The 23062-nt window shown below is 60.3% G+C and carries 24 protein-coding genes; 13 read left to right on the top strand and 11 right to left on the bottom strand.

The window, feature by feature from the left end; translation table 11 throughout:
* Positions 1 to 1422: a circularly permuted type 2 ATP-grasp protein gene (locus AC0L37_RS14225; protein WP_212658944.1), complete on the bottom strand. Its 1422-nt coding sequence runs from the start codon at positions 1420 to 1422 to the stop codon at positions 1 to 3.
* A gap of 157 nt (positions 1423 to 1579) precedes the next feature.
* Here AC0L37_RS14225 and AC0L37_RS14220 point away from each other — a divergent pair, with 157 nt between their 5' ends.
* From AC0L37_RS14220 to AC0L37_RS14200, 5 genes are all read left to right on the top strand, one after another.
* Positions 1580 to 2509 carry a 2-hydroxyacid dehydrogenase gene (locus AC0L37_RS14220; protein WP_282222899.1) on the top strand — a complete coding sequence of 310 codons (930 nt, stop codon included), beginning with the start codon at positions 1580 to 1582 and terminating at the stop codon, positions 2507 to 2509.
* 2 nt (positions 2510 to 2511) lie between these two features.
* A complete protein-coding gene (locus AC0L37_RS14215) occupies positions 2512 to 2829 on the top strand; it encodes a putative quinol monooxygenase (RefSeq protein ID WP_282222900.1) in 318 nt (105 codons plus the stop codon).
* Positions 2826 to 3008 carry a glutathione S-transferase family protein gene (locus AC0L37_RS14210; RefSeq protein WP_282222901.1) on the top strand — a complete coding sequence of 61 codons (183 nt, stop codon included), beginning with the start codon at positions 2826 to 2828 and terminating at the stop codon, positions 3006 to 3008. The genes AC0L37_RS14215 and AC0L37_RS14210 overlap by 4 nt, the downstream gene beginning before the upstream one ends.
* Positions 2999 to 3253, top strand: coding sequence for a glutathione S-transferase family protein (locus AC0L37_RS14205; RefSeq protein WP_282222902.1), 255 nt, complete (start codon positions 2999 to 3001; stop codon positions 3251 to 3253). Before AC0L37_RS14210 ends, AC0L37_RS14205 begins: the two co-directional genes overlap by 10 nt.
* A 181-nt stretch (positions 3254 to 3434) precedes the next feature.
* Positions 3435 to 5078, top strand: a complete 1644-nt coding sequence (locus AC0L37_RS14200) for an alpha-glucosidase (protein ID WP_282222903.1) — start codon at positions 3435 to 3437, stop codon at positions 5076 to 5078.
* Positions 5079 to 5144: 66 nt separating this feature from the next.
* On the opposite strand, the gene AC0L37_RS14195 is transcribed toward AC0L37_RS14200, so the two are convergent.
* From AC0L37_RS14195 to AC0L37_RS14165, 7 genes are all read right to left on the bottom strand, one after another.
* The gene (locus AC0L37_RS14195) at positions 5145 to 5423 is read right to left on the bottom strand and encodes a hypothetical protein (protein WP_212658939.1); all 279 of its coding nucleotides are present in this window, start codon (positions 5421 to 5423) and stop codon (positions 5145 to 5147) included.
* Between the two features lie 147 nt (positions 5424 to 5570).
* Positions 5571 to 5864, bottom strand: coding sequence for a hypothetical protein (locus AC0L37_RS14190; RefSeq protein WP_282222904.1), 294 nt, complete (start codon positions 5862 to 5864; stop codon positions 5571 to 5573).
* Between the two features lie 17 nt (positions 5865 to 5881).
* The gene (locus AC0L37_RS14185) at positions 5882 to 6952 is read right to left on the bottom strand and encodes an AbrB family transcriptional regulator (protein ID WP_282222905.1); all 1071 of its coding nucleotides are present in this window, start codon (positions 6950 to 6952) and stop codon (positions 5882 to 5884) included.
* A gap of 200 nt (positions 6953 to 7152) precedes the next feature.
* Entirely contained in the window at positions 7153 to 8322 is a 1170-nt protein-coding gene (locus AC0L37_RS14180) for a M20 aminoacylase family protein (protein ID WP_282222906.1), read from the bottom strand.
* A 908-nt stretch (positions 8323 to 9230) separates the two neighbouring features.
* Positions 9231 to 9542 carry a nucleotidyltransferase family protein gene (locus tag AC0L37_RS14175; RefSeq protein ID WP_473313161.1) on the bottom strand — a complete coding sequence of 104 codons (312 nt, stop codon included), beginning with the start codon at positions 9540 to 9542 and terminating at the stop codon, positions 9231 to 9233.
* A complete protein-coding gene (locus tag AC0L37_RS14170; RefSeq protein WP_282222907.1) occupies positions 9532 to 10182 on the bottom strand; it encodes a hypothetical protein in 651 nt (216 codons plus the stop codon). The genes AC0L37_RS14175 and AC0L37_RS14170 overlap by 11 nt, the downstream gene beginning before the upstream one ends.
* Positions 10175 to 10819 carry an HNH endonuclease signature motif containing protein gene (locus tag AC0L37_RS14165; protein ID WP_473313159.1) on the bottom strand — a complete coding sequence of 215 codons (645 nt, stop codon included), beginning with the start codon at positions 10817 to 10819 and terminating at the stop codon, positions 10175 to 10177. Before AC0L37_RS14165 ends, AC0L37_RS14170 begins: the two co-directional genes overlap by 8 nt.
* A gap of 423 nt (positions 10820 to 11242) precedes the next feature.
* Here AC0L37_RS14165 and AC0L37_RS14160 point away from each other — a divergent pair, with 423 nt between their 5' ends.
* The 8 genes from AC0L37_RS14160 to bglA all read left to right on the top strand — a co-directional run bounded on the left by AC0L37_RS14160 (position 11243) and on the right by bglA (position 19682).
* Positions 11243 to 12001, top strand: a complete 759-nt coding sequence (locus tag AC0L37_RS14160; protein ID WP_282222909.1) for an electron transfer flavoprotein subunit beta/FixA family protein — start codon at positions 11243 to 11245, stop codon at positions 11999 to 12001.
* Positions 12002 to 12931 carry an electron transfer flavoprotein subunit alpha/FixB family protein gene (locus AC0L37_RS14155; protein ID WP_282222910.1) on the top strand — a complete coding sequence of 310 codons (930 nt, stop codon included), beginning with the start codon at positions 12002 to 12004 and terminating at the stop codon, positions 12929 to 12931. It abuts the gene before it with no gap.
* A gap of 142 nt (positions 12932 to 13073) precedes the next feature.
* Positions 13074 to 14258 carry an amino acid aminotransferase gene (locus AC0L37_RS14150; RefSeq protein WP_282222911.1) on the top strand — a complete coding sequence of 395 codons (1185 nt, stop codon included), beginning with the start codon at positions 13074 to 13076 and terminating at the stop codon, positions 14256 to 14258.
* A gap of 85 nt (positions 14259 to 14343) precedes the next feature.
* Positions 14344 to 14997, top strand: coding sequence for a fructose-6-phosphate aldolase (gene fsa, locus AC0L37_RS14145; RefSeq protein ID WP_269368057.1), 654 nt, complete (start codon positions 14344 to 14346; stop codon positions 14995 to 14997).
* A 152-nt stretch (positions 14998 to 15149) separates the two neighbouring features.
* The gene (locus tag AC0L37_RS14140; protein ID WP_473313156.1) at positions 15150 to 16151 is read left to right on the top strand and encodes an Mrp/NBP35 family ATP-binding protein; all 1002 of its coding nucleotides are present in this window, start codon (positions 15150 to 15152) and stop codon (positions 16149 to 16151) included.
* A 108-nt stretch (positions 16152 to 16259) separates the two neighbouring features.
* Positions 16260 to 16532, top strand: coding sequence for a hypothetical protein (locus AC0L37_RS14135; protein WP_212658928.1), 273 nt, complete (start codon positions 16260 to 16262; stop codon positions 16530 to 16532).
* Positions 16533 to 16631: 99 nt separating this feature from the next.
* Positions 16632 to 17945, top strand: coding sequence for a GH1 family beta-glucosidase (locus AC0L37_RS14130; RefSeq protein ID WP_282222913.1), 1314 nt, complete (start codon positions 16632 to 16634; stop codon positions 17943 to 17945).
* Between the two features lie 66 nt (positions 17946 to 18011).
* Positions 18012 to 19682 carry a beta-galactosidase BglA gene (bglA, locus tag AC0L37_RS14125; protein ID WP_249327662.1) on the top strand — a complete coding sequence of 557 codons (1671 nt, stop codon included), beginning with the start codon at positions 18012 to 18014 and terminating at the stop codon, positions 19680 to 19682.
* Between the two features lie 34 nt (positions 19683 to 19716).
* Here bglA and AC0L37_RS14120 read toward each other — a convergent pair whose 3' ends face one another.
* From AC0L37_RS14120 to AC0L37_RS14110, 3 genes are read right to left on the bottom strand one after another with little or no spacing between them, the layout of a single operon-like run.
* Positions 19717 to 21273, bottom strand: coding sequence for a dipeptide ABC transporter ATP-binding protein (locus tag AC0L37_RS14120; RefSeq protein WP_282222914.1), 1557 nt, complete (start codon positions 21271 to 21273; stop codon positions 19717 to 19719).
* Positions 21260 to 22099: an ABC transporter permease gene (locus AC0L37_RS14115; protein ID WP_282222915.1), complete on the bottom strand. Its 840-nt coding sequence runs from the start codon at positions 22097 to 22099 to the stop codon at positions 21260 to 21262. Before AC0L37_RS14115 ends, AC0L37_RS14120 begins: the two co-directional genes overlap by 14 nt.
* On the bottom strand, positions 22096 to 23049 hold the full coding sequence (locus AC0L37_RS14110) for an ABC transporter permease (RefSeq protein WP_282222916.1): 954 nt from the start codon (positions 23047 to 23049) through the stop codon (positions 22096 to 22098). Before AC0L37_RS14110 ends, AC0L37_RS14115 begins: the two co-directional genes overlap by 4 nt.
* Positions 23050 to 23062: the final 13 nt, after the last annotated feature.

Raw genomic sequence — 23062 nt, 5'->3', positions numbered from 1 at the left:
TCAATCTTCCAGCACCCACGTATCTTTCGTGCCGCCGCCCTGGCTGGAATTGACCACCAGAGAGCCCTTCTTGAGCGCGACACGAGTGAGCCCGCCGGGCGTTATCCGAACCTCATCGCCGATCAGCACATAAGGGCGCAGATCGACATGGCGCGGGGCGATGCCTGAATTGACGTAAGTGGGACAGGTCGACAGCGCCAAGGTGGGCTGCACGATATAATTGTCTGGCCGCGCTTCGATCTTCTTGCGGAATTCATTATGCATGGCCTTGGACGAGGTGGGCCCCACCATCATCCCGTAGCCGCCCGAGCCGTGCACTTCCTTGACCACCAGGTCAGCGATATTGGCGAGCACCCAGTTGCGCTCTTCCTCATCGGTGCAGTTATAGGTCGGCACGTTTTGCAGAATGGCCTTTTCACCAAGATAGAACTCGATGATTTCGGGCACATAGGTATAGACCGCCTTGTCATCGGCAATGCCGGTACCAGGCGCGTTGACCAGCGTCACATTGCCCGCGCGATAGGCGTCGAACAGGCCAGGCACGCCCAGCATCGAGCTGGGGTTAAAGGCCAGCGGATCGATATATTCATCGTCGATCCGGCGATAGATTACGTCGACGCGTTCCGGCCCGGTCGTGGTCCGCATATAGACCTTGCCGCCATCAACAAACAGATCAGGGCCTTCGCACAGCGTCGCGCCCATCTGGTCGGCCAGGAACGAGTGTTCGAAATAGGCCGAGTTGTAGATGCCCGGCGTCAGCACCACGATATTGGGCGATGAGCTCGAATTTTCCGGCGCCACGCTTTCCAGCGTCCGACGCAGGTTTTCCGGATAGTTCTCGACCGGCGCGACCTTGCAGCGGTGGAACAGGTCCGGCGCCAGGATCATCATCGCTTCGCGGTCTTCGAGCATGTAGCTGACACCCGAAGGCGTGCGCAGATTGTCCTCAAGCACGTAGAATTCGTCGGGGCCGACCCGCACGATATCCACCCCGATAATATGGGCATAGACGCCGCGCGCCGGCTCCAGCCCCATCATTTCAGGGCAAAAGGCTTCGTTCTGCAGGATCAGCTTTTCGGGAATGCGCCCGGCTTTGAGAATTTCCTGGCGGTGGTAGATGTCATACAGAAACGCGTTCAGCGCCTTGACCCGCTGCTCGATGCCCTTGGACATCTTGCGCCATTCCTGCGCCGCGATAATGCGGGGGATCACGTCGAACGGGATCACCTTTTCGGTGCCCTCGTCCGATCCATAGACCGCAAAGGTGATGCCGAGCTTGCGGAAGATCGCTTCCGCATCGGCCTGCATCAGGTTCAGCGCTTTGTCTGGCTGCTCTTCCAGCCACTGTGAGAGGGCCCGATAGGGTTCACGGACACTGCCATCCGCTTCGTACATTTCATCAAACGGCGGTTGATCGGCCATTTCGCTCCGAAGGTTTACGGCTCATCCCACTACACCACCATTGCTACACGTTTGTACGGCCGCGTCCAGCGGCTCTGCAAAAGTTCGCGCTATTTGCGCTGTGCAGCCGCTCTAGTATGGTAGCGCAATCATTTGCCCTCCTTTGTCGTGAGTCCCCATGCCCATCGAAATCCTCCAGACCCATAAGCTGGTTGATACCTGCGAGGCCGCTCTGGCTACTCGTTTTACTGTTCACAAGCTTCATGAGGCGGCGGACAAGTCAGCTTTGCTCACTAGTTATGGTCCTGATATTCGCGCGATTGCCGGGCGCGGGGTAAGCGCCGAACTGATGGGCAAACTGCCCAATCTGGAAATCATCGCTAATTTTGGAGTTGGATATGATGCAACAGATATTGCGGCCGCCCGCGCTGCGGGCATCCGGGTTACGAATACGCCCGATGTACTCAACAATGCGGTAGCCGAACTTACCATCGGCCTGATGATTGGTCTGTCCCGTCGCATCCCCCAGGCCGACCAATTCGTCCGCGCCGGCAAGTGGCCTTCCGCTGGCATGGGCCTGTTCTCCGAACTCACCGGCAAGACAGTGGGCATTCTCGGTCTCGGTCGCATCGGCAAGGAGATCGCTTCGCGTGCCCAGGCCATGAAAATGCGCGTGGTCTATTATGGCCGCAAGCGCCAGCCCGCCGAGCCCCATATCTTTTACGACAATCTTGTCGATATGGCCCGTGACAGCGACTGGCTTGTTGTCATTGCGCCGGGCGGCAAGGGCACCAATGGCATTGTCTCGCGCGAGGTGCTCGAAGCGCTCGGCCCCAACGGCAATATCGTCAACGTCGCCCGTGGCACGCTGATCGATGAAGCCGCCATGCTCGACCTGCTGCAGTCCGGTGGTCTGGGCGGCGCCGCGCTCGACGTCTTCGAAAAGGAACCGGCCGTACCCGAAGCCTTCTTCGCGCTCGACAATGTCGTGCTCTCACCCCATCAGGGCAGCGCTACCAACCAGACCCGCAACGCCATGGGCGCCCTCGTCGTCGCCAATCTCGACGCCCACTTCGCCGGCGAACCGCTTATCAGCGCAGTGGTGTGAGCATGTCCGACCCACGCATGATCCGCATCGCCGAAATAGAAGTTGATCCAGGCCAATTGGCGGCCTATTCCGGATTTCTCACCGAAGAAATCGCGACCTCTGTCGAGATCGAGCCAGGCGTTCTCATGTTGCACGCGGTTGCGCATAGGGACCAGCCGCATCACATCCGCATTCTTGAAGTCTACGCCTCCCGTGCCGATTATGAGGCCCATATCCAGACCCCACATTTCCTCAAATACAAGCTGGGTACGGCTGACATGGTCACCGCGCTCCGGCTTGTCGAGGTCGATCCAATCATTTTGGCGGCAAAGCCGGAATGATGCTGGTCCTGTATGGTGGCAAACGGTCGCCCTTCGTCCGCCGCGTCGCCATCTGGCTGGGTCTGCAGGGCCGGAAATTCGAGCGTCGGCCCGTCGACTTGTTCGGCGCGGATTTCGAGAGTTTTCGCGCCCCGCTCAGTCGCGTCGCCGTCCTCACCACGCCCACCTGGTGTGGTTAGTTCGGGTAGATTGCCTGCGCAGCCAGGTCGGACAGGGCCTTGAAGCAATCGAAGCCCAGACGCCTGAAACTGGATGGTTTGGTGGCTCCACACCCAATGGCGCCGACGCAGCCGTCATCGCCAGCATGGACTTTTTGGCCACCATATCCGGTTTCCCGGATCGATCGATTGCGCCACGAGTTATCGCCATTGCCGCGCGCAGTCAGGCGCACGCTGCCTTCGCCACCACGCACCCCAACGCCTGATCGCAACGGGGAACCACCCCGCTGCCGTCGCCGTTTCGTGCATCCCCACGTCGCCCGCTCTGTCTTGTGCGAACCTCTCCATTGCGCCCTAAGCGTTTCACGCGCAGGCCATGAACCGTTAGGTTGCGCCAGATAAGCGGTCGCGTGGGCCGATTCACCAGAGCGATGACGGAGTGTGCAGATGACGGAATGGTGGCGTGGCGGGGTAATCTATCAGGTCTATCCACGCTCATTCCAGGACAGCAATGGCGACGGGATCGGCGATCTACCCGGCATCATTGCCCGGCTTGATCACATTGCCAGCCTGGGCGTTGATTGCATCTGGCTCTCCCCCATCACCAAATCGCCGCAAGCCGATATGGGCTATGACGTCTCGGACTATTGCGAGATCGATCCGCTGTTCGGCTCGCTCGAGGATTTCGATACCCTGGTCAAGCAGGCCCATGCCCGCGGCCTCAAGGTCATCATGGATCAGGTGGTCAGCCACACCTCCGATCACCATGCCTGGTTCCAGGAAAGCCGCGTCTCGCGCACCAATGCCCGCGCCGACTGGTACGTCTGGGCCGATCCCTTGCCCGATGGCTCGCCCCCCAATAACTGGCCCGCCGTGTTCGGTGGCAGTGTCTGGGAGTGGAACGGCACGCGCGGGCAGTATTACCTGCACAATTTCCTGACCAGCCAGCCTGATCTGAACTTCCACAATCCTGCCGTGCAGGATGCAGTGCTCGACGTGATGCGCTTCTGGCTCGAGCGCGGCATTGATGGTTTCCGCCTCGATACCGTGAACTACTATTTCCACGACGAGCAATTGCGTTCAAACCCGGCCGATCCCGATTTCCGCCACGGGCCCCATTCGGCCAGCCCTTACGAGATGCAGATCCACGAGTTTTCCAAGAGCCAGCCGGAAAATCTGGGCTTTCTGCGCCGCGTCCGCGCCTTGCTCGATCAGTTCCCCGGCGCCACCTCGGTGGGCGAGGTTGGCGACAGCCATCGCTCGGTTGAACTGATGGCGCAATACACCGCTGGCGGCGATACGTTGCACATGTGTTACGGCTTTGATTTCCTGGGCCCCCAGTTTACCGCGGCCCATTTCCGCTCGCGCATCGAGACCTTTTTCGAAATCGGGCCGGACAGCTGGCCCTGCTGGAGCTTCTCCAACCACGACGTGCCGCGCCATGTCAGCCGCTGGGCCGAGCACGCCAGAAGCCTGCCCGGTCTGGCTCATCAGACAGCCGCGCTCGTGCTCTCGCTCAAGGGCTCGGTCTGCCTCTATCAGGGCGAGGAACTGGGGCTGACCGAAACCGATCTGCTGTTTGAGGAATTGACCGATCCGCGCGGCATTCGCTTCTGGCCCGAGGACAAGGGCCGCGACGGCTGCCGCACTCCCATGCCGTGGGATCAGGGGCTGCCGCCCAATGGTTTCACGACCGGCAAGCCGTGGCTGCCGCTCAAGCCCGAGCAATCCGCGCTCAATGTCGCGGGCCAGAATGCCGATGACGGCTCCACGCTGGCCTTCTTCCGCACCATTCTGGCCTGGCGCAAGAACCATCCCACGCTGGCCCTGGGTGATATTGCCTTCTGCGACACGCCCGAGCCCGTTCTGGCCTTCCGCCGCAGCAGCGGCAACGACGCCATGCTGTGCGTGTTCAATCTGTCGGCCGATGATCACACCGTGGCAATGACCGGCCTGCACGACGGCACCAATCTGGAGCCGGTTTCAGAGCGCGCCGTATTGAGCCATGACAGCCTGCAATTGGGCGCCAATGGCTTTGCCTTCATCGCGCTCGATAGCTCCAGCACGGCCACGCTGGGCGGTCTGGCCTGATCCAACGCAATCAGCCCCGGCCGCGCTGTCTGGCGCGGGCCGGGGTCGGATCGTTACGGCGTCAGCTTACAGGGCGCCGAAATTGACTTCGTTGAGATAGATCGGGTCATAGATGGCCATGCTGGTCGAACCATCGGCATTGGTCACGAAGGCGCGCACATAGCCGCTCCACTCTTCCACGCCCTGGACGTCCACGCCCTTTTCGGTCAGGCGCTGGATGATGGAGGCTTCGTTGTCGGCGACCGAATAGCTGGCATCGGCATAGGTGTTGGCGGCCTGTGCGGGCACGGCAACGGCGATCAGCGAAACGGTGGCGAAGGCGGCAGCTGCGAGGGTCTTGATCATTTTCTTTTTCCTTGTTCGGGAGGAGGTGAACACCCCGAACATGCCGATCAAGCGCCGCCAGCGCCAGTTAAACACCTGTAATTCTTATGACATTTCGGAAAGTGCCGGTAATCTTCCCGCCACGTTCCGGTAAGCTTTGCAGCCGGCTCAATACACCCGTTCATAGGTGTCGGGGTTGAAAAACTGCATCTCCTCGCCGCCTTCGGGCTTGCGCACAAAGGCCCGAAGGCAGTCGCCCCAGCGTTCCACCCGCGTGGCGTCCACGCCCATGCGCTTGAGGATCATCAGGTCAAATTCGGCGCGTTCCTGTTCGCTGAATTCGCCCACATTGAAGCCGAAAGAAAACGTCACGCTCCCGCCGGTGCCGCTGCACTGCAGCGCGGCGGCGGGCAGGGTGGCCAGCAGGGACAGGGTGAGGACGGCAAGACCGCGACGCAGCATGGCAAATCTCCTTTGCACTAATCCTGACCCATGATTGTGGCGCTCTCGCGCCGCCTGATCAGCACCACCACGGTCGGAATGGCCAGTGTCAGCATCAGCAGGCGCAGCACATGATGGGCCGCGATAAACGCGGTGTCGTAACCCAGCGCAATGCCCAGCGCGCCCATGCCCTCTAGCGCCCCCGGCGATAGCCCCAGCCAGATCTGGCCATAAGGCATATCCACCACCAGACTGACCAGAAACGCCACTACGCTGACAATGCCCACCATCATCATCGTGGCAACGAACCCGCCCTTGGCTGCCGTCAGCAATTCGCCGCGCGAAATCCCGGCAAAGCGCGATCCGATCAGCGCCCCGGTCAACACAAAGGTCAGCGTCACCAGCGGCACCGGCATGGCCGCGCTGTAAAATCCGGCCAGCTTGCCCAGCGTCGCTGCGGCCATGGCGCCCAGCACGAACCCGGCCGGGAATTTCAGCTTGATAAACACCAGCCCCACCACGACGCATCCCGCCGCCAGCCCCAGCAATTGCCAGACATCGAGATAGTCGGTCGCCACCCGGGGCGCGAAATGCGCAATGGGCAGAAATACCGCGCCAATCGGCACGCAGATGGTCAGCATCAGAATGCGGATTACCTGGATGATCACGATCTGACGTGTATTGCCCACCCCGGTCGAGGCGATCCCCAGCACAAACGACAAATGCCCCGGAAACGAGCTGAGATAGGCCGTCCCGCGATCCAGCTTGAACACCTTTGCCAGCATCCAGCCGGTCAGCGACACGATCAGCACCAGCTCGATCGCCAGCGCCGCAATGCTTAGCGGCCAGCTGGCCATCAGGCTCAGACTGTCGGGCGCCACACTGGCCCCCATCGACATGCCGATCAGCAGAAACGACAGGTCCCGCAGCCGGTCCGGCATCACCATGGGCAGCCCCGCTACCGCCGCCACGGCAACCGCCAGCGCGCCGCCCATCAGCCACCCGGCGGGCATGCCCACCAACGTCGCCACACCACCCCCCGCTACCGAAATCAGCAGGGTCAGCAGCACAGGCCAAATTGCCTTCAGTGTCGTTGCTGGTGCAGCCATCACGTCCAACCCGCCGGGTTCACCCCCTGGGGCACAAACCTGCTTCAATTCGGGGCACAATATCGCCTGCCCACCATACGTCACCGCCCCCTTGATGACGCCGGGTGGGAGTGTCTATCGAGCAACCCCCGCCCACCAGACCATTCCTCCCCCCAGGGAGGCCGGGGAGGGTGCCCGACAAGCACGAAATGGTCACGCCGCTAGCCGACCGGCAGCGCCCGTTCCGCCACCCGCACGAAATAGCTCACGCCCATCGGAATGATCGCATCGTTGAAATCATAGGTGTCGGTATGCAGCTCACTGCTGTCGCCATTGCCCAGAAAGATATAGGCGCCGGGCCGCTGCTCCAGCATGAACGAAAAATCCTCGCCGCCCATTGATGGCGGGGCGTCACTATCCACCCGATCGGGCCCGGCAATCTCGCTGGCCACCTCTGCGGCAAACGCGGTCTGTGCCACCGAATTGACCGTCACCGGATAGCCGCGCGCATAGCGCACCGTCGCGGTCGCGCCAAAGCTGGCGGCGAACTGCGGCACGAACTCGGCCAGCCGCTGTTCGATCTGGTCCTGCACGGCAAGGTCCAGCGTGCGCACCGTGCCGGTGATCTTGGCGCTCTGGGAAATCACATTGTCCGCTTCGCCCGCTTCCACCATCGTCACCGACAGCACCGCCGCGTGCAGCGGATCGACATTGCGCGACACGATCGCCTGCATCCCCACAATCATATTGGCCGCCACGATTACCGGGTCGATCGTTGTCTGCGGCCGTGCCGCATGGCCGCCCTGGCCGGTAATGTCGATATAGAACCGGTCGGTCGCCGCCATGATGCCGCCAGCCCGAATGCCGAAATGCCCGGCGGGCATGCCCGGCCAGTTGTGCAATCCGTAAAACTCTTCAATCCCGAACGTCTCGATCAGCCTGTCGTCCAGCATCGCCTTGGCACCCGCGCCGCCCTCTTCGGCAGGCTGGAACACCAGCGCGATCCGCCCGTCAAAATTGCGCGTCTCGGCCAGATATTTCGCCGCCCCCAGCAGCATGGCGGTGTGCCCGTCATGACCGCAGGCATGCATCTTGCCATCCACTGTTGAGGCATAGTTTTTGCCGGTCTTTTCCGTGATCGGCAGCGCATCCATATCGGCGCGCAGCGCGATCACCCGGCCACTGGCATTGCTGCGCCCGTTGATCACCCCAACCACCCCGGTTCGGCCAATCCCTGTCACCACTTCATCGCAGCCAAACGCGCTCAGCTTGTCGGCCACGATCCCGGCTGTACGCACCACATCATAGAGCGTTTCAGGATGGGCATGAAAATCCTGCCGCCAGGCAGCGATTTCGTCGGCAAACTCGGCAATACGATTGAGAACGGGCATATCTGGTCCAGGAAGGTCGATTCTGGGTCAGCATCGCTGTCCCAATCAAGGACGTCAACACTAGTCCATCCCCCGCCCCAACGCCATGCGACCAACATCACCTTGTGTTGGTGGGCGTCCACTCAGGCATGCACGTCGAGAAGCAATTGCTCGCCTTCTGCGAGCGGGCTGGCAGCTATCGACCCCATATCAGTCGTACCGGAAGTTGCCGCGGTTTCCTAATAGCCGAAGCGGCCAAGTGACCGCTGTGACCAACGGCGATATCTCCTGCGCCGATGTATATCCACCCTTTAGATGAACCTTCGGTCATACCTGACAAGTAAGCCAGAGGAGCTTGAGATGGACCGGTCCGGACCAGACGAAACCCGGACCAGACAAAATCCGGCTCACTGATCTGAGTGCGTTCGCCCCCGGGTTACACCCGAAGAACGTGCGCTGCGAACGATGTAGATGCCAGCATGGTGGAAATATATCATTAAGTAAGATAGACTGCGAATATATCGATCATGCCGACAGTCGCCGGTTTACTTGCATATTCAGTTTTGGAGCGAAAATGCCTCGACATTGGGATGGCCCAGCGACTGGTCGCCTCGGGCATGGTTACCTGCAGGCACGCGAAGCGGGCGCGCCCTATATCGCGCCGAGATCGCTTAAAGAGGTAAACCACGAAAAGCGCGAGTTAGAAGCCGCGAGTGTTTTACGAGAATATTGCAAGACGCATCCGGAGCACGGTTCACTAATTGCTAGGTCAATCAAGGACAAGGTGTCGACGCAGGTGATCGTCGCGATCCTCCGCGGCGAATATGGGGACCAAGCGCAAGACGCCTAACTTAGGATAGCGCCGAAATTTCTTCAGCAACCTGTCGCGCTGTTTAAAGCGGCAGTTCGCCATAACGCCCTCGCCGTGTCTAACTTTCGGTGTTTGGCGGTAATGATCGGCAAACCAGGATGCATTCTTCAGTTTTCACGAAGTTGAAACTGCATTCTTCTTCGACCGTCATAATCACTAGGTCGACGGGATATGACATGACCGTTAGTTCCAGCTGTCCTCTGACTAGTATGGAGTCGGCTTCATTTTCACACACTGCTAGCATATCAACATCGGACCAGCAGGGTTCTCCTCGGGAGGCTGATCCAAATGCGTAAATCGAGATGATCCCCTTATGCTTTAATCCTTTGATGGAAAATGCTATTTTTTCAACTATCGCCTTATATTTCACTGTGTAACACTTGAAAGAAGTCTTCTTGATCCAGCACCTTGATACCTAATTTGGATGCTGCCTCACTTCCTTGCCGTGATATTCGGCCATAAGGGTTGTTCTTCAGTAGGACGTGGAAGTGCCCATGCCTATCACTTGCGGTGCGAACAACGTCGGCAGTGACCTCATAATCATCCGATAAGGCGACTAGTATTTCCGGGCCCCGAAAAAGGCGAAGTACATAAAGCCGATCCGTCAGTGCCTCCGATTCAAATACATTCGGATGTTGCGCAAATAGCCTACTGACATAGAACAACTCGGGGTTAATGTACTCAGAGACGTCGGCGTCATAGTTGATTGCGCGATAAAGATCATACATTCTCCCAAAAGCCACACCAGCCGACTCCAATCGCTTGATTGCGGCCCCTTCCCACACCAGTTGTTTTGGTACGCTTACTATTATTTCAGGCCGAACGCCTGATGAGAGAAGAGGCTCTAAATCAGTCTCGGTCACGCGTTTGCCTGAAATCGCTGCAACAATGCACCTGGGCATCGTCTTACGATCAATAGCAACAAGAAATTCATTTACGCGCGTCACGCTGCTTACTTCTCGATGATCGAGCAAGGATGACAGCAACCACTCGGACTCGTTCTTAATCATCTTGCATCATCTGATTCATAGTGGCGGGATATCGCTGTCCGCCAGTAGCCCCCTCAAGATGCCTCTCAATAAGATCTTGAGTGTGTTGGCGAAACGCTTGAAGGGTTTTGAGTTCTGGCTTGGTCATTAGTTCGTGGTTGCGCTCAAGGCAGGCGATAATCCGCTTATTGTTTGGGATAATCACCCTAAGCATCTTAACGCGCCAGACTGCTGGTATATCGCTTTCCGGATCAAACTTCGCGTCACTTCCGGGACCATATGTGTCTAGGACAACTTTATTCTCTTCCATAATCGGTGAGATAAAGGAAAGGACTTCACATCTCTGCTGTAGTAGCGGCACACCGAATAATCGTTGCAGAGCTTCAGCACGGTCATTCTTCCATGCGCGAATGGTCTCGTCAGGAAAGTCGTCGGGCGCCTTATCTATTTTGGTGTGGCAGTTTGCGCACAGCAGTATCAAATTGTCGTAGGCTCCACGATCTGCCGGAGTTACGTTGGCATCAGCGCGGGGGCCTTTGTCATTTGCCGCAATGATATGCGCCATTTCAGCGATGTGGCGAGATTCTCCATCGTTGCTCTCGAAAAATAGCTGCGTTGTACAATCAGGGTTCTGGCAAAAACCGGCCGGAGTCAGCAAACAGTCGAATCCTAGTTTTTGCGTTAGGTTCCGCCTCGCCCCTTGAGCAACTCATCCTGACTTTTTTCCCCATTTGTCTTTTGGAACACGGGTCAATCTAGTCATGGGAAGGCGTCTGTCGCAACTTGGGATTAATCTGAGGCGGTATGTCGTAGACTACGGAAGGGACAATATCGGTCCTTTTCCGTGGTCGTTCGACCAAAAGCTGCCGGTCCCCTTACCACCCCGTTTCGGTCATCGCGCAAATACTTCCAGTCTGACGCTGTCGGTATGGCGACGCCGGTACATGCCTAGCGACGCCGGTACATGCCTAACAGCACCCTTTTCCAACAATCGCCCCGCCTGTGGCCCAAATTTCCCTTTGCGCGGCTTGTCCGTTCCACCCAGATTTGTCATGACACCCCCAACTGGTTGGAGGACTGCATGAAAATCCTGGTCGCCATTAAGCGCGTCGTCGATCACAACGTCCGCATCCGGGTGCGCCCCGATGGCACGGGCGTGGAAACCGCTGGCGTGCGCATGTCGATGAACCCGTTCTGCAAACATGCCGTCGAGGCTGCCGTGCAATTGTCCGAGGCCGGGCATGGTGACGAGATCGTCATTGTCTCCATCGGGCCCAAGGTCGCCAATGACGTGATCCTGACCGCTCTGGCCATGGGAGCCCATCGCGGCATTCTCATCGAGACCGATGCCGAGCTCGAGACCCTGGCCATTGCCAAGCTGCTGGCCAAGGTTGTCGAAGAGGAACAGCCCGATCTCGTGCTGCTCGGCAAGCAGGCCGTTGATGATGACAGCAATCATGTCGGCCAGATGCTCGCCGCCCTCACTGATCGCCCCCAGGCCACCTTCGCTTCCGAGATCAAGTTTGTCGGCGCCGGGCTCGAAGTCTCCCGCGAAGTCGATAGCGGCCGGCAAACCCTCAGCCTGCCCATGCCCGCCATTGTCACCGCCGATCTGCGCCTGAACACGCCGCGCAATGCCGCCCTCCCCATGGTGATGAAGGCCCGCTCCAAGCCGCTGGCCGTGCGCCCCGTTGCCGAATTTGGCGTCGATCTGGCCCCGCGCCTGACTGTCGAAAAGATATCCCCGCCCGCCGAACGTGTGGCAGGAAAGACCGTGGCCTCGGTCACCGAATTGGCCGCCTTCATCGCCGACGATGTTGCACAGATGGAGGCGCTGTAAATGAGCGTTCTGGTTCTTGCCGATCACGATCTCGGTGTCCTCTCGCCCGCCACCGCGCGCATCGTCAGCGCGGCCAGCACACTGGGTCCGGTCGATCTGCTGGTCGTGGCCGATGATGCCGCCACTATTGCCCAATCCGCTGCAAGCCTGTCCGGCGTCGACAAGGTGTTGACGCTCAAGGGCTCTCTTGTCGCCGATAGCCTCGCTACGCAGCTCTCAACGTTAGCAGTCCGTTACCACTATGTGGTCGCTAGCGCGGGAAGTGTGGGCAAGGATGTGGTCCCCCGTCTGGCCGCCACGCTCGATCTGATGCCGGTCACCGATGTCGTCAAAATCCTAGGCCCCACCAGCTTTGAGCGCCCCATCTATGCCGGCAACGCCGTCCAGACCGTCACCGACACTCAGGACAAGCATCTGCTGACCCTGCGCGCCTCGGCCTTTCGCCCCGCCGCAGGCGGAAATGCCGCGCCCATCGAAGCGCTCGATGGCTCGGTGCAAGCCGTTGCCAAACTGCTCTCGTCCGACCGAACCGAAAGCGACACGGCAGACCTCGCCACGGCCCAGATCGTGGTCGGCGGCGGTATTGCCCTGGGTTCGGCCGAAAACTTCCAACTGGTTGAAAATCTTGCCAAAAAGCTCGGCGCTGCCGTTGGTGCCACCCGCGCAGCTGTCGATGCGGGCTACGCGCCCAATGATTGGCAGGTCGGCCAGACCGGCAAGATCATTGCCCCCGACCTCTACATCGCCATCGGCATTTCCGGCGCGCTGCAGCATCTGGCTGGCATTCAGGGCGCCAAGAAGATCGTCGCCATCAATACCGATCCCGAAGCGCCGCTGGTCAAGCTGGCCGATATTGCCCTGATCGGTGATCTGTTTGAAATCATTCCGCAATTGACTGCCGAACTCGACCGGCTCGGTGTCAAACGCTGAGCCATCTCACCTCTCCCCGCCGGGGAGAGGGTCGGCGCCTCGCGCCGGGTGAGGGGGCCTTGCGCACTGGCGTGCTGCCAATTGCAATAATCTCCCCGCCGCCTATAAAGACCTTGCCTTTCCACCGGAACGACTCCTCATCATGTTCGAGACCCTCACCAAGGCCCCCGGCGACAAGATTCTGGCGCTCATGGGCGAATACGCGGCCGATCCGCGTCCCACCAAGATCGACCTTGGCGTCGGCGTATACAAAGACGAGGCGGGTGTTACCCCCATCCTGTCATCGGTGAAAAAGGCCGAGGAACGCATCCTCGCGCAAGGCAAGACCAAGACCTATCTCGGCATTGCCGGCAATAAGGGCTTTGGCGCCGCCGTGCTCGATCTGGTGCTTGGCGATACGCTGGACCGCAGCCGCGTCCGCATCGCCCAGGCCCCCGGCGGCACCGGTTCGCTCTGGGTGCTGATGCAACTGGTCAATCGTGCCCGTCCCGGCGCCACCATCTGGGTTTCCGATCCAACATGGCCCAATCACAACCCGATTGCCCTGGGCGCGGGCCTGACGGTCAAGTCCTACCCCTATTTCGATACCGAAACCCGCGGCGTGCGCTTCGAGCAGATGCTCGCCACGCTCGACGGTCTGGGCAAGGACGATGTCGTCCTGCTGCACGGTTGCTGCCACAATCCTACCGGTGCCAATCTGACCAATGCCCAGTGGGATCAGGTCGCGGCGAGCCTCGCCAAAACCGGCGCGCTGCCGTTCATCGATCTGGCCTATCTTGGCTTTGGCGATGGTCTGGCGGCAGACGCCTATGGCACGCTCAAGGTCATTGCCTCGGTGCCTGAAGCCCTGATCGCCTTCTCGGGTTCGAAAAATTTCGGCCTCTATCGCGAACGTATCGGCGCCGCCATTCTGATCGCCCGCGATGCCGCTCAGGCTGATATTGCGCAGTCACAGCTGCTCAACATCATTCGCGGTTCCTATTCGCAGCCACCCGATCATGGCGCCGAAATCATCCGCACCATCCTTGAGGACGCCGAACTGCGCGCCGAGTGGGAAGCCGAGCTTGAAGCCATGCGCAACCGCATGATCCGCCTGCGCGAGAAGCTCAGCGAAGCTATTCGCACCAAGTCCAACTCGGCTGATTTCGATTTCATCGCCGCCCATCGCGGCATGTTCTCGCTGCTTGGGCTCGAAAATGCTGTCGTTGAACATCTAAAAGCCGCCAACGGCGTCTATATGATCGGCGATAGTCGCATCAATGTCGCCGGCATCCCCGAGGATCGCGTTGACGATCTCGCCGATGCCTTGCTGGCGGCCATCAAATAGCACCGGCCTTTGGCCTTGCGACAAACCATTGCCGTGCTACATCTTTTGCCCATTGGGCGTGTCTGAAGACAACTAGGAGGGAACCATGAAGTTCTTCGTCGATACTGCGGAAATCAAGGACATCAAGGAGCTCTATGCGACCGGTCTCCTCGATGGCGTCACCACCAATCCATCGCTGATCGCCAAGTCCGGCCGTGACTTCAAGGAAGTCATCAAGGAAATCTGCGATCTGGTGCCCGGCCCGGTTTCGGCTGAAGTTGCCTCGCTCGAATATGAGGGCATGATCGCTGAAGGCGACCACCTGGCCAAGATTGCCGACAACGTCGTGATCAAGCTGCCCCTGACGCTCAATGGCCTCAAGGCCACCAAGTACTTCTTCGACAAGGGTATCAAGACCAACGTTACCCTGTGCTTCTCGGCCAATCAGGCCCTGCTGGCCGCCAAGGTTGGCGCCACCTACATTTCGCCCTTCCTGGGCCGCCTTGACGACATCAATCTTGATGGCGTTGAGCTGATCGAAAACATCCGTCAGATCTACGACAATTACGGTTTCGAGACCCAGATCCTGGCCGCCTCGATCCGTTCGCCAAACCACGTGACCCAGGTCGCGCTGGCCGGTTCGGACGTTGCCACCATCCCGCCTGCGGTCATCCGCAAGCTGGCCGATCACCCGCTGACCAATGCGGGTATCGAAGGCTTCCTCAAGGATTGGAAGGCCACCGGCCAGTCCATCCTCTAGCCGACAATGCTCCCGCACACGCGGTGTCACCCCGGCGCAGGCCGGGGTCCATCCTGAAATGGGTGTGCGGGAGTAATTCTCAGGATGGATTTCGGCCTGCGCCGGAATGACATTGGAGATGCGCAGCCTTTTGGCGCGCGCCAAACCTACCCATGGCCGATACCGAACTCGCTGCTGCCATCAAAACTGCGCTCGCCGCTGTCGAAATACCGGGCGGCGGTGATCTGGCGAGCTATGCCGGTCTCTCCGAAATCATCGTCACCCCGTCGGCTGTTGCCTTTGCCATCGCTGTCGCGCCGGGCATGGAGGCCGCATTCGGTCCCGCCCGCGAAGCCGCGCAACTGGCCGCCCAGTCCGCCGCTGGGACCCGCAAGATCATGGTCTCGCTCACCGGCGGCAAGGCTTCGGCGGCGCCCAGCTTCTCGCACAGCAAACCCGTTCCCCCCGGCAAGACGCCGGTTCCCGGCATCAAGCGCATCATCGCCGTCGGTTCCGGCAAAGGCGGCGTCGGCAAGTCCACGACAGCGGTCAATGTCGCGCTGGCGCTGCAAGCGCAGGGGCTCAGCGTTGGCGTTCTCGACGCCGATCTGTACGGCCCCTCCATTCCCAAGCTTCTGGCGCTTGAAGGCCAGACGGCCCTGCGCGAGGACGGCATCTTTGCCCCGCACGAGGCGCTGGGGCTCAAGATTATGTCGATTGGCTCCATGCTGACCAAGGATCAGGCGGTCGTCTGGCGCGGCCCCATGGCCACCTCGGCACTGCGCCAGTTGTTGCGCGAGACCGATTGGGGCGATCTCGATGTCCTGGTCATCGACCTGCCGCCGGGCACGGGTGATATCCATATCTCGCTATTCCAGCAGGCGGTGGTCGATGGTGTGGTGATCGTGTCCACGCCGCAGGACCTCGCGCTGATCGACGCCCGCAAGGCCATCGACATGCTGCGCCGGCTCAATGTGCCACTGCTCGGTCTGGTCGAAAACATGAGCTACTTCATCGCCCCCGATACCGGCACCCGCTACGATATTTTTGGGTCTGGCGGTGCCGAACAGGCCGCTGCTGATCTCGACATGGACTTTCTGGGCGCCATCCCGCTGGTCATGTCGATCCGCGAAGGCTCGAGACGCGGGCACGCCACCCATGGCATCTGCGCCTGACGGGCCCGAGGCACAGGCCTACCGCGCTATCGCCCAACGTGTTCTGGCACAGTTTCCTGCCGAGACGCGTTAGCGACTTGTTAGGGATCTGGGCGCAGAATCCATGGCATGGCGATTTACGCGACCAACAGCCGGTACGACACGATCCTGATGCACAGACAGAAGCAGCGGGATGCAGCCGAATTGCGCGAGGCCCGTTCCGAGGCGCGGCGGGAAGCTGCCCAGAAAACCCTCTATTCGTCAGATAATCTGCGCAATACGCTGGCCAACTCGCTCGCCCAGGTCAGCGCCAATCAGTCGAACCTGACCGCGCAGCTCATTCGCACCCGCATGGCCGTCGAAGCCAAGGCCAAGGCAGAACCCGCCAAGTGGTACCGCTAATCGGCGCAAAAAAAGCCCGCTGCAATCGATTGCATAGTCATTCCATCTGCGCTATCGCCTTGTAACAAACAAGGCGTCCATCGCCGCAGAGGAGGGTAAATGTTCTCGATTGACCGCAAGGACTTCGGTCCCCAGTTCACCTTTGGTGTCGCCACTGCGGCCTATCAGATTGAAGGTGGCCAGCGCGACGGACGCGGCCCATCAATCTGGGACAGCTTCTCTTCCACCCCCGGCAATGTGCACAATGGCGATACCGGCGTTGTGGCCTGCAACCACTATGAGTTGTGGCCGCAGGATCTTGATCTCATCCGAGATGGCGGCTTTGACGCCTATCGCTTCTCCTTTTCGTGGCCGCGCCTGATCCCCGAGGGCACGGGTGCCGTCAATCAGGCCGGTCTCGATTATTACGATCGCCTCGTCGACGGCATGCTTGAGCGTGGCATCAAGCCCTATGCAACGCTTTATCACTGGGATCTGCCATCGGCCTTGCAGGACAGGGGCGGCTGGATGAACCGCGACATTGCCGGCTGGTTTGCTGACTATGCTGCCCTGATCGCCCAGAAGTTCGGTGACCGGCTTGAAGCCACCGCCACCATCAATGAACCCTGGTGCGTTGCTTTCCTCAGCCACTATCTGGGTGTGCATGCACCAGGCTATCGTGACAAGCGCGCTGCCGCACGTGCCATGCACCATGTGCTTTACGCCCACGGCACGGCCATTGATGCATTGCGCGCCAATGGTGCCAAGAACCTTGGCATCGTGCTCAATCTCGAAAAGGCCGAAGCCGCCTCTGACAAGCCTGAGGATATCGCTGCTGCCGATTTCGGCGACGCTGTCTTCAATCGCTGGTATCTCGGCGGTGTGCTCAAGGGGCAGTACCCTGAGCGGATGACCGATTGGCTCGGCGAGCATCTCCCCGCCAATTACCAGGACGATATGGCTGTGGTCTCGCGGCCGCTCGATTGGCTGGGTATCAACTATTACACCCGTGGCCTCTACCAGACCTCCAGCACGCCCGGCGTGCCGGCCGAGCAGGTCAAGGGCCCGCTCGAAAAGACCGATATCGGTTGGGAAATTTACCCCAAGGGCCTCTCCGACCTGCTGGTGCGGGTCTCCAATGAGTACACCAAACTGCCCATTTACGTCACCGAGAACGGCATGGCCGAGGCCGAGGGCAATGATGATCCGCGCCGTGTGAGCTACTATGAGGAACACCTCAAGGCCGTGCTGAACGCCCGCAGTCAGGGCGCTGATGTTCGGGGCTATTTCGCCTGGTCACTGCTCGACAATTACGAATGGGCCGAGGGCTATAACAAGCGCTTTGGCATTGTCCATGTGGACTACGAGACCCAGCAGCGCACGCCCAAGTCCAGCTACCATGCGTTTCAGGGATTGCTGCACAACACCCGGTAAGGCGGCCTTTCAGGCGAACAATGGTGGTGCTAAGGGTGGGTTTCAAACGCCGATCCGGAGCGCCCCATGACTGCCAGTCCCCTGATGACCTCGCCCAGAAACACCCAGGACGCCCCGATCGATAAGGATTGGTGGCGCGGCGCGGTCATCTATCAGATCTATCCGCGCTCGTTCCAGGACCAGGACGGCGACGGCATTGGCGATCTGGTGGGTATCACCAGCCGCCTCGACTATGTCGCCGATCTGGGCGTGGACGCCATCTGGCTCTCGCCAGTGTTCACCTCGCCCATGCGCGACTTTGGCTACGACGTCTCCAACTATCGAGACATCGACCCCAGTTTTGGCACGCTCGAGGATTTCGATCATCTGGTGCAGAAGGCCCACTCGCTGGGTCTCAAGGTCATCATCGATCAGGTGATCTCGCACTCCTCGGACAAGCACGCCTGGTTCTCCGAAAGCCGGCTGTCGCGTACCAATGACAAGGCCGATTGGTATGTCTGGGCCGACCCCAAGCCCGATGGTACCCCGCCCAATAACTGGCTCTCCATCTTTGGTGGTTCGGCCTGGCATTGGGACAGCCGTCGCATGCAGTACTACCTGCACAATTTCCTGGTGCAGCAGCCCGATTTGAACTTCCACAACCCCGATGTACAGGAAGCTCTGCTGGGCGAAATGCGCTTCTGGCTTGAGCGCGGCGTCGATGGCTTCCGCCTCGATACGGTGAACTTCTACTTCTGCTCGCTCGGATTTGAGGACAATCCGGTGGTCAAGGCGGAGGATTTCAATGCCTCCACCGCGCCTGCCGTGAACCCCTATAATTTCCAGGAGCATGTTTACGACAAGTCGCGCCCGGAAAATCTGGCATTCCTGCGCCGCCTGCGCGCCTTGCTTGACGAATATCCCGGCCGCACCACGGTTGGTGAAATTGGCGACAGCCAGCATCAGCTAGAACTGATGGCCCAGTACACCTCGGGCGATGATCTGCTGCACATGGCCTATACCTTCGATTATCTCGGCGGCGATTTTTCGGCCAGCCACTTCCACAAGGCCATTGAGGAAACCGAGGCCAAGGCGCCAGATGGCTGGATCTGCCTGGCTTTCTCCAACCACGACGTGGTGCGTCATGTCAGCCGATGGAGCGCCCACGGTCAGGAAGAAGCCTTTACCCGTCTGGCCGCTACGCTGATCATGTCCATGCGTGGTTCGGTCTGCCTCTATCAAGGCGAAGAGCTCGGGCTCAAGGAAGCCGAACTATCCTATGCCGATCTGGTCGATCCCTATGGCATAGAATTCTGGCCCGAGTTCAAGGGCCGCGATGGCTGCCGCACGCCCATGGTCTGGCAGTCTCACGCCCACAACGGTGCCTTCTCGACCGCCAACCGGACCTGGCTGCCGGTGCCGGCCGAGCACTTGATCCACGCTGTCGATACCCAGCACGGCGTCGAGGGCTCGGTTCTGGAATATTACCGGGCGATGCTCGTCTTCCGTCAGGCGCATCCAGCGCTGGCCAAGGGCTCAATTGAACTGCTGCCGGTCGAGGGCGATGTCCTGGCTTTTATCCGCCAGCATGGCGATGAACGGCTGGTCTGCGTGTTCAATATGGGCGAATCCGCAGCGGCCTATCGCCTGCCTGCCGGCATGTTGCCCCATGATGCGGGTTGCCCCGGCGTGAACGCTGCATCCATCGACGGTGAAATCGATCTGGAGCCGTTCGGCGCCTATATCGGCACGCTCTGAAGACGCTTTGGCACGGCGCTACAGGCGCCGTGCCCTAAACCACTTCGGGCAATCGCGCGGCGACCAGCGCGCGCGTCAGATTGTTTTGGGGATGGGCAAAGATCGCGCCTGGCGCACCTTCTTCGATAATCTGCCCTGCTTCCATCACCAGCACGCGGTCGGCCATGGCTGCCACCATGTCCAGATCATGGCTGATGATCAGATAGGTCAGCCCGAACTCCGCCTGCAGCCGCACCAGCAAGCCCAGAACCTCGCCCCGCACCGACATGTCCAGGGCCGATACAGGCTCGTCGAGCACCAGTAGCCTGGGGCGAGTTACCAGCGCCCGGGCGATGGCCAGTCGCTGCCGCTGCCCGCCTGAAAACTCGTGCGGGTAACGCTCAAGCATCTCAACTGTCAGCCCGACGGCTTCGATGGCTGTTTGCAGTCGGGCCGGGATAGCTTCGGCCTGCAGGTCTGGCTCCAGCCGCAGGGGTTCGGCCAGCGACGCCCCGATCGTCATCCGCGGATTGAAACTGCCGAACGGGTCCTGAAACACCAGCGACACATCGCGGCGCAGGCTGCCAGGCAAATCCTTGCCGTGATAGCGCTGGCCCTCCAGGGCAATTTTGCCGCTCGTCGCGCTATCGAGCCCCACAATGATCTTGGCCAGCGTGGTCTTGCCGCAACCCGATGGGCCCACCAGCGCGAGACATTCACCCGTACCGATGCTCAGGCTGGCGCTATTGACAGCGCGTACCGATTTGCGGGGACGAAACAACCCGCCACCATGGCGATATTCCCGGGTGAGATTATCGACAACCAGAAGCGGCGCCCCGCTAGGTTCGCGTGTGACCTCGGGCATCTTGAATTGCGAGGCGGCCACCAGCGCTTGCGTGTAACGCTCCTGCGGATTGGAAAATACCGTCTCGGCCGGCCCGGTCTCGACCACGCGCCCGTCATGCATCACCGCCACCCGCGAACACAGCGCGCCGACGGCTTTGAGATCATGGCTGATGAACAGCAGCGCCATGTGTCGGCGCTCGCAGATATCGGCGATCAGATCGAGCACCACACGCTGGGTAATCAAGTCCAACGCCGAGGTCGGCTCGTCGGCGATCAGAATGTCCGGTTGGCTCGCCAGGGCCATGGCGATCATCACCCGCTGGCGCTGACCGCCCGAAAGCTGGTGGGCGAAGCGCTCGCCATGCTTGGGTTCCAGCCCCACCTCTGCCAGCAAATGCCCGACATCGACCTCGGCCATGCCGCTGGGGTTCAGCTCGATTGCTTCGGCGATCTGGGCATGCACGCGCATTAATGGGTTCAGCGCCGTCATGGGCTCCTGAAATACCATGCCGATGCGCTTGCCGCGTAGCCTTGCCATCTCGCGCTCGGATCGGGGTAGGGGGTGTCCGTCGAGCAGAATGGACCCGCCCAACTCGGCACCCTCAGGCAGTAACCCCGTCATGGCTAATGCCGTCATTGTCTTGCCTGAGCCGCTCTCACCAATAATGCCAAAGCGTTCGCCCCGCTGCAGCGTCAGGCTCACATCGGCGACGGCAGCCGTCGCGCCAAAGCGGACTGACAGGCCCGATACCTCAAGCAAGGACATTGTCTTGTCCCTGTCGCAGGCGCGGGTCGATGGCGTCGCGCAAGCCGTCGCCAGCAATATTGAGGGCAATCACGATCAGCACGATGGCAATGCCTGGCAGCACAGTCAGCCACGGATAGATCAAGAACATGCCCTGAGCGTCCTTGAGCATCAGCCCCAGGCTGGTTTCGGGGGGCTGGGTGCCCAGCCCGATATAGCTCAGCCCTGCTTCGGCCAGAATGCCCAGCGACATCTGGATCGTGCCCTGCACGATGATCAGGCTCATGATGTTGGGCAGCAGATGGCGATAGGCAATCATCATATTGCCCAGCCCCGCCAGCCGTCCAGCCGCCACAAAGTCCAGTGTCGCGATGCTCAGCGCGCCGCCGCGCGCCACCCGGGCAAACACCGGAATGTTGAAGATGCCGATGGCGATGATTGCATTGATCGCACCTGGCCCGTTCAGTGTGGTGATCAGAATGGCCACGATCACGGCTGGAAAGGCGAAGATGAAGTCCGAGAACCGCAGCACCAGCCATTCGACAGGGCCACCCCAGGCAGCGGCAATCAAGCCCAGCGGCACGCCAACGCCGGTACCGATGGCAACCGCCAGTGCCGCCACCAGAAAGCTGGTCATCGTGCCCGACATCAGCAGCGAGACCATGTCGCGCCCCAGATTGTCCGTGCCCAGCCAGTGCTCCGGCGTCGGCCCCAGAAAGCGGCGCCCGATGTCGATGTCGGCAATGGGGAAGGGGGTCCATACCAGCGACACCAGCCCGATCAGCGCAAAGACCAGTGTGGCGCTCAGGCCAATAGCCAGACTGGGATTGGAAAACAGTCGCCTCATGCCGACGATCCTTCGCGCAGGCGCGGGTCGACAAGCCCATAGGCCAGGTCCGTCAGCAGCATGGTGAGGGTGACCGCAATGATCAGGATAATGGTCCCGCCGCGCACCAGAATCAGATCGCGTTCCAAAATCGCCGTATAGAGCAGCTTGCCCAGTCCGGGCAGGTAGAACACGTTCTCGACGATGATCGTCCCGGCAATCAGGAAGGCGAATTGCAGCCCCAGAATTGTCAGCACCGGCAGCAGTGCATTGCGCACGCCATGCCGCCACACCGCTTCTCCCATGGTGAGCCCCTTGGCGCGTGCCGTACGAATGAAATCCTGCTCGGTGACATCAACCAGCGCCGTGCGCATCACCCGCGCCAGGATCGAGGCCTGCGGTAGCGCCAGCGCCAGGCTCGGCAGGATCAGGCTGCGAAACGCCGCGCCGGCATTCTCATGCCAAGGCGTAAATCCACCCGGCGGCAGCCAGCGCAAGTGCACGGCGAACAGCAGCACCAGCAACATGCCGAACCAGAAACTGGGCACAGCAATGCCTGTTTGTGCCAGAACCATAATGGCGGTATCGGGAGCTTTGCCGCGCTTGCGCGCTGCCAGAATTCCCATCGGCAGCCCGACCAGCATCGATAGTCCCATCGCCGACAGCGATAGCGGAATGGTCACCCCAAGCCGGTCCCAGATCAGTTGGGATACGGGCGCGCGTTGGGTGTAGGACATGCCGAAATCACCCTGCACCATGCCCCAGATCCAACTGAGGAAGCGTTCCGGCGCCGGCACGTTGAGCCCCATCTGTTCGCGCAGCCGGGCTACCGATTCAGGGGTTGCATTGATGCCCAGAATGAACTGCGCTGGATCGCCTGGCAGCAGGTCGAGCAGATAGAAGATCACCAGGGACGCAACCAGCAGCGTGGCCGCGAAACCGGCGAAGCGGCGCAGCACAAAGACGATCATGTGCAGATCGGGG

Source organism: Devosia sp. J2-20 (genome assembly GCF_055808475.1).
The sequence above is the reverse complement of the archived record's forward strand: the minus strand, read 5'-3'. Positions and strand labels throughout refer to the sequence as shown.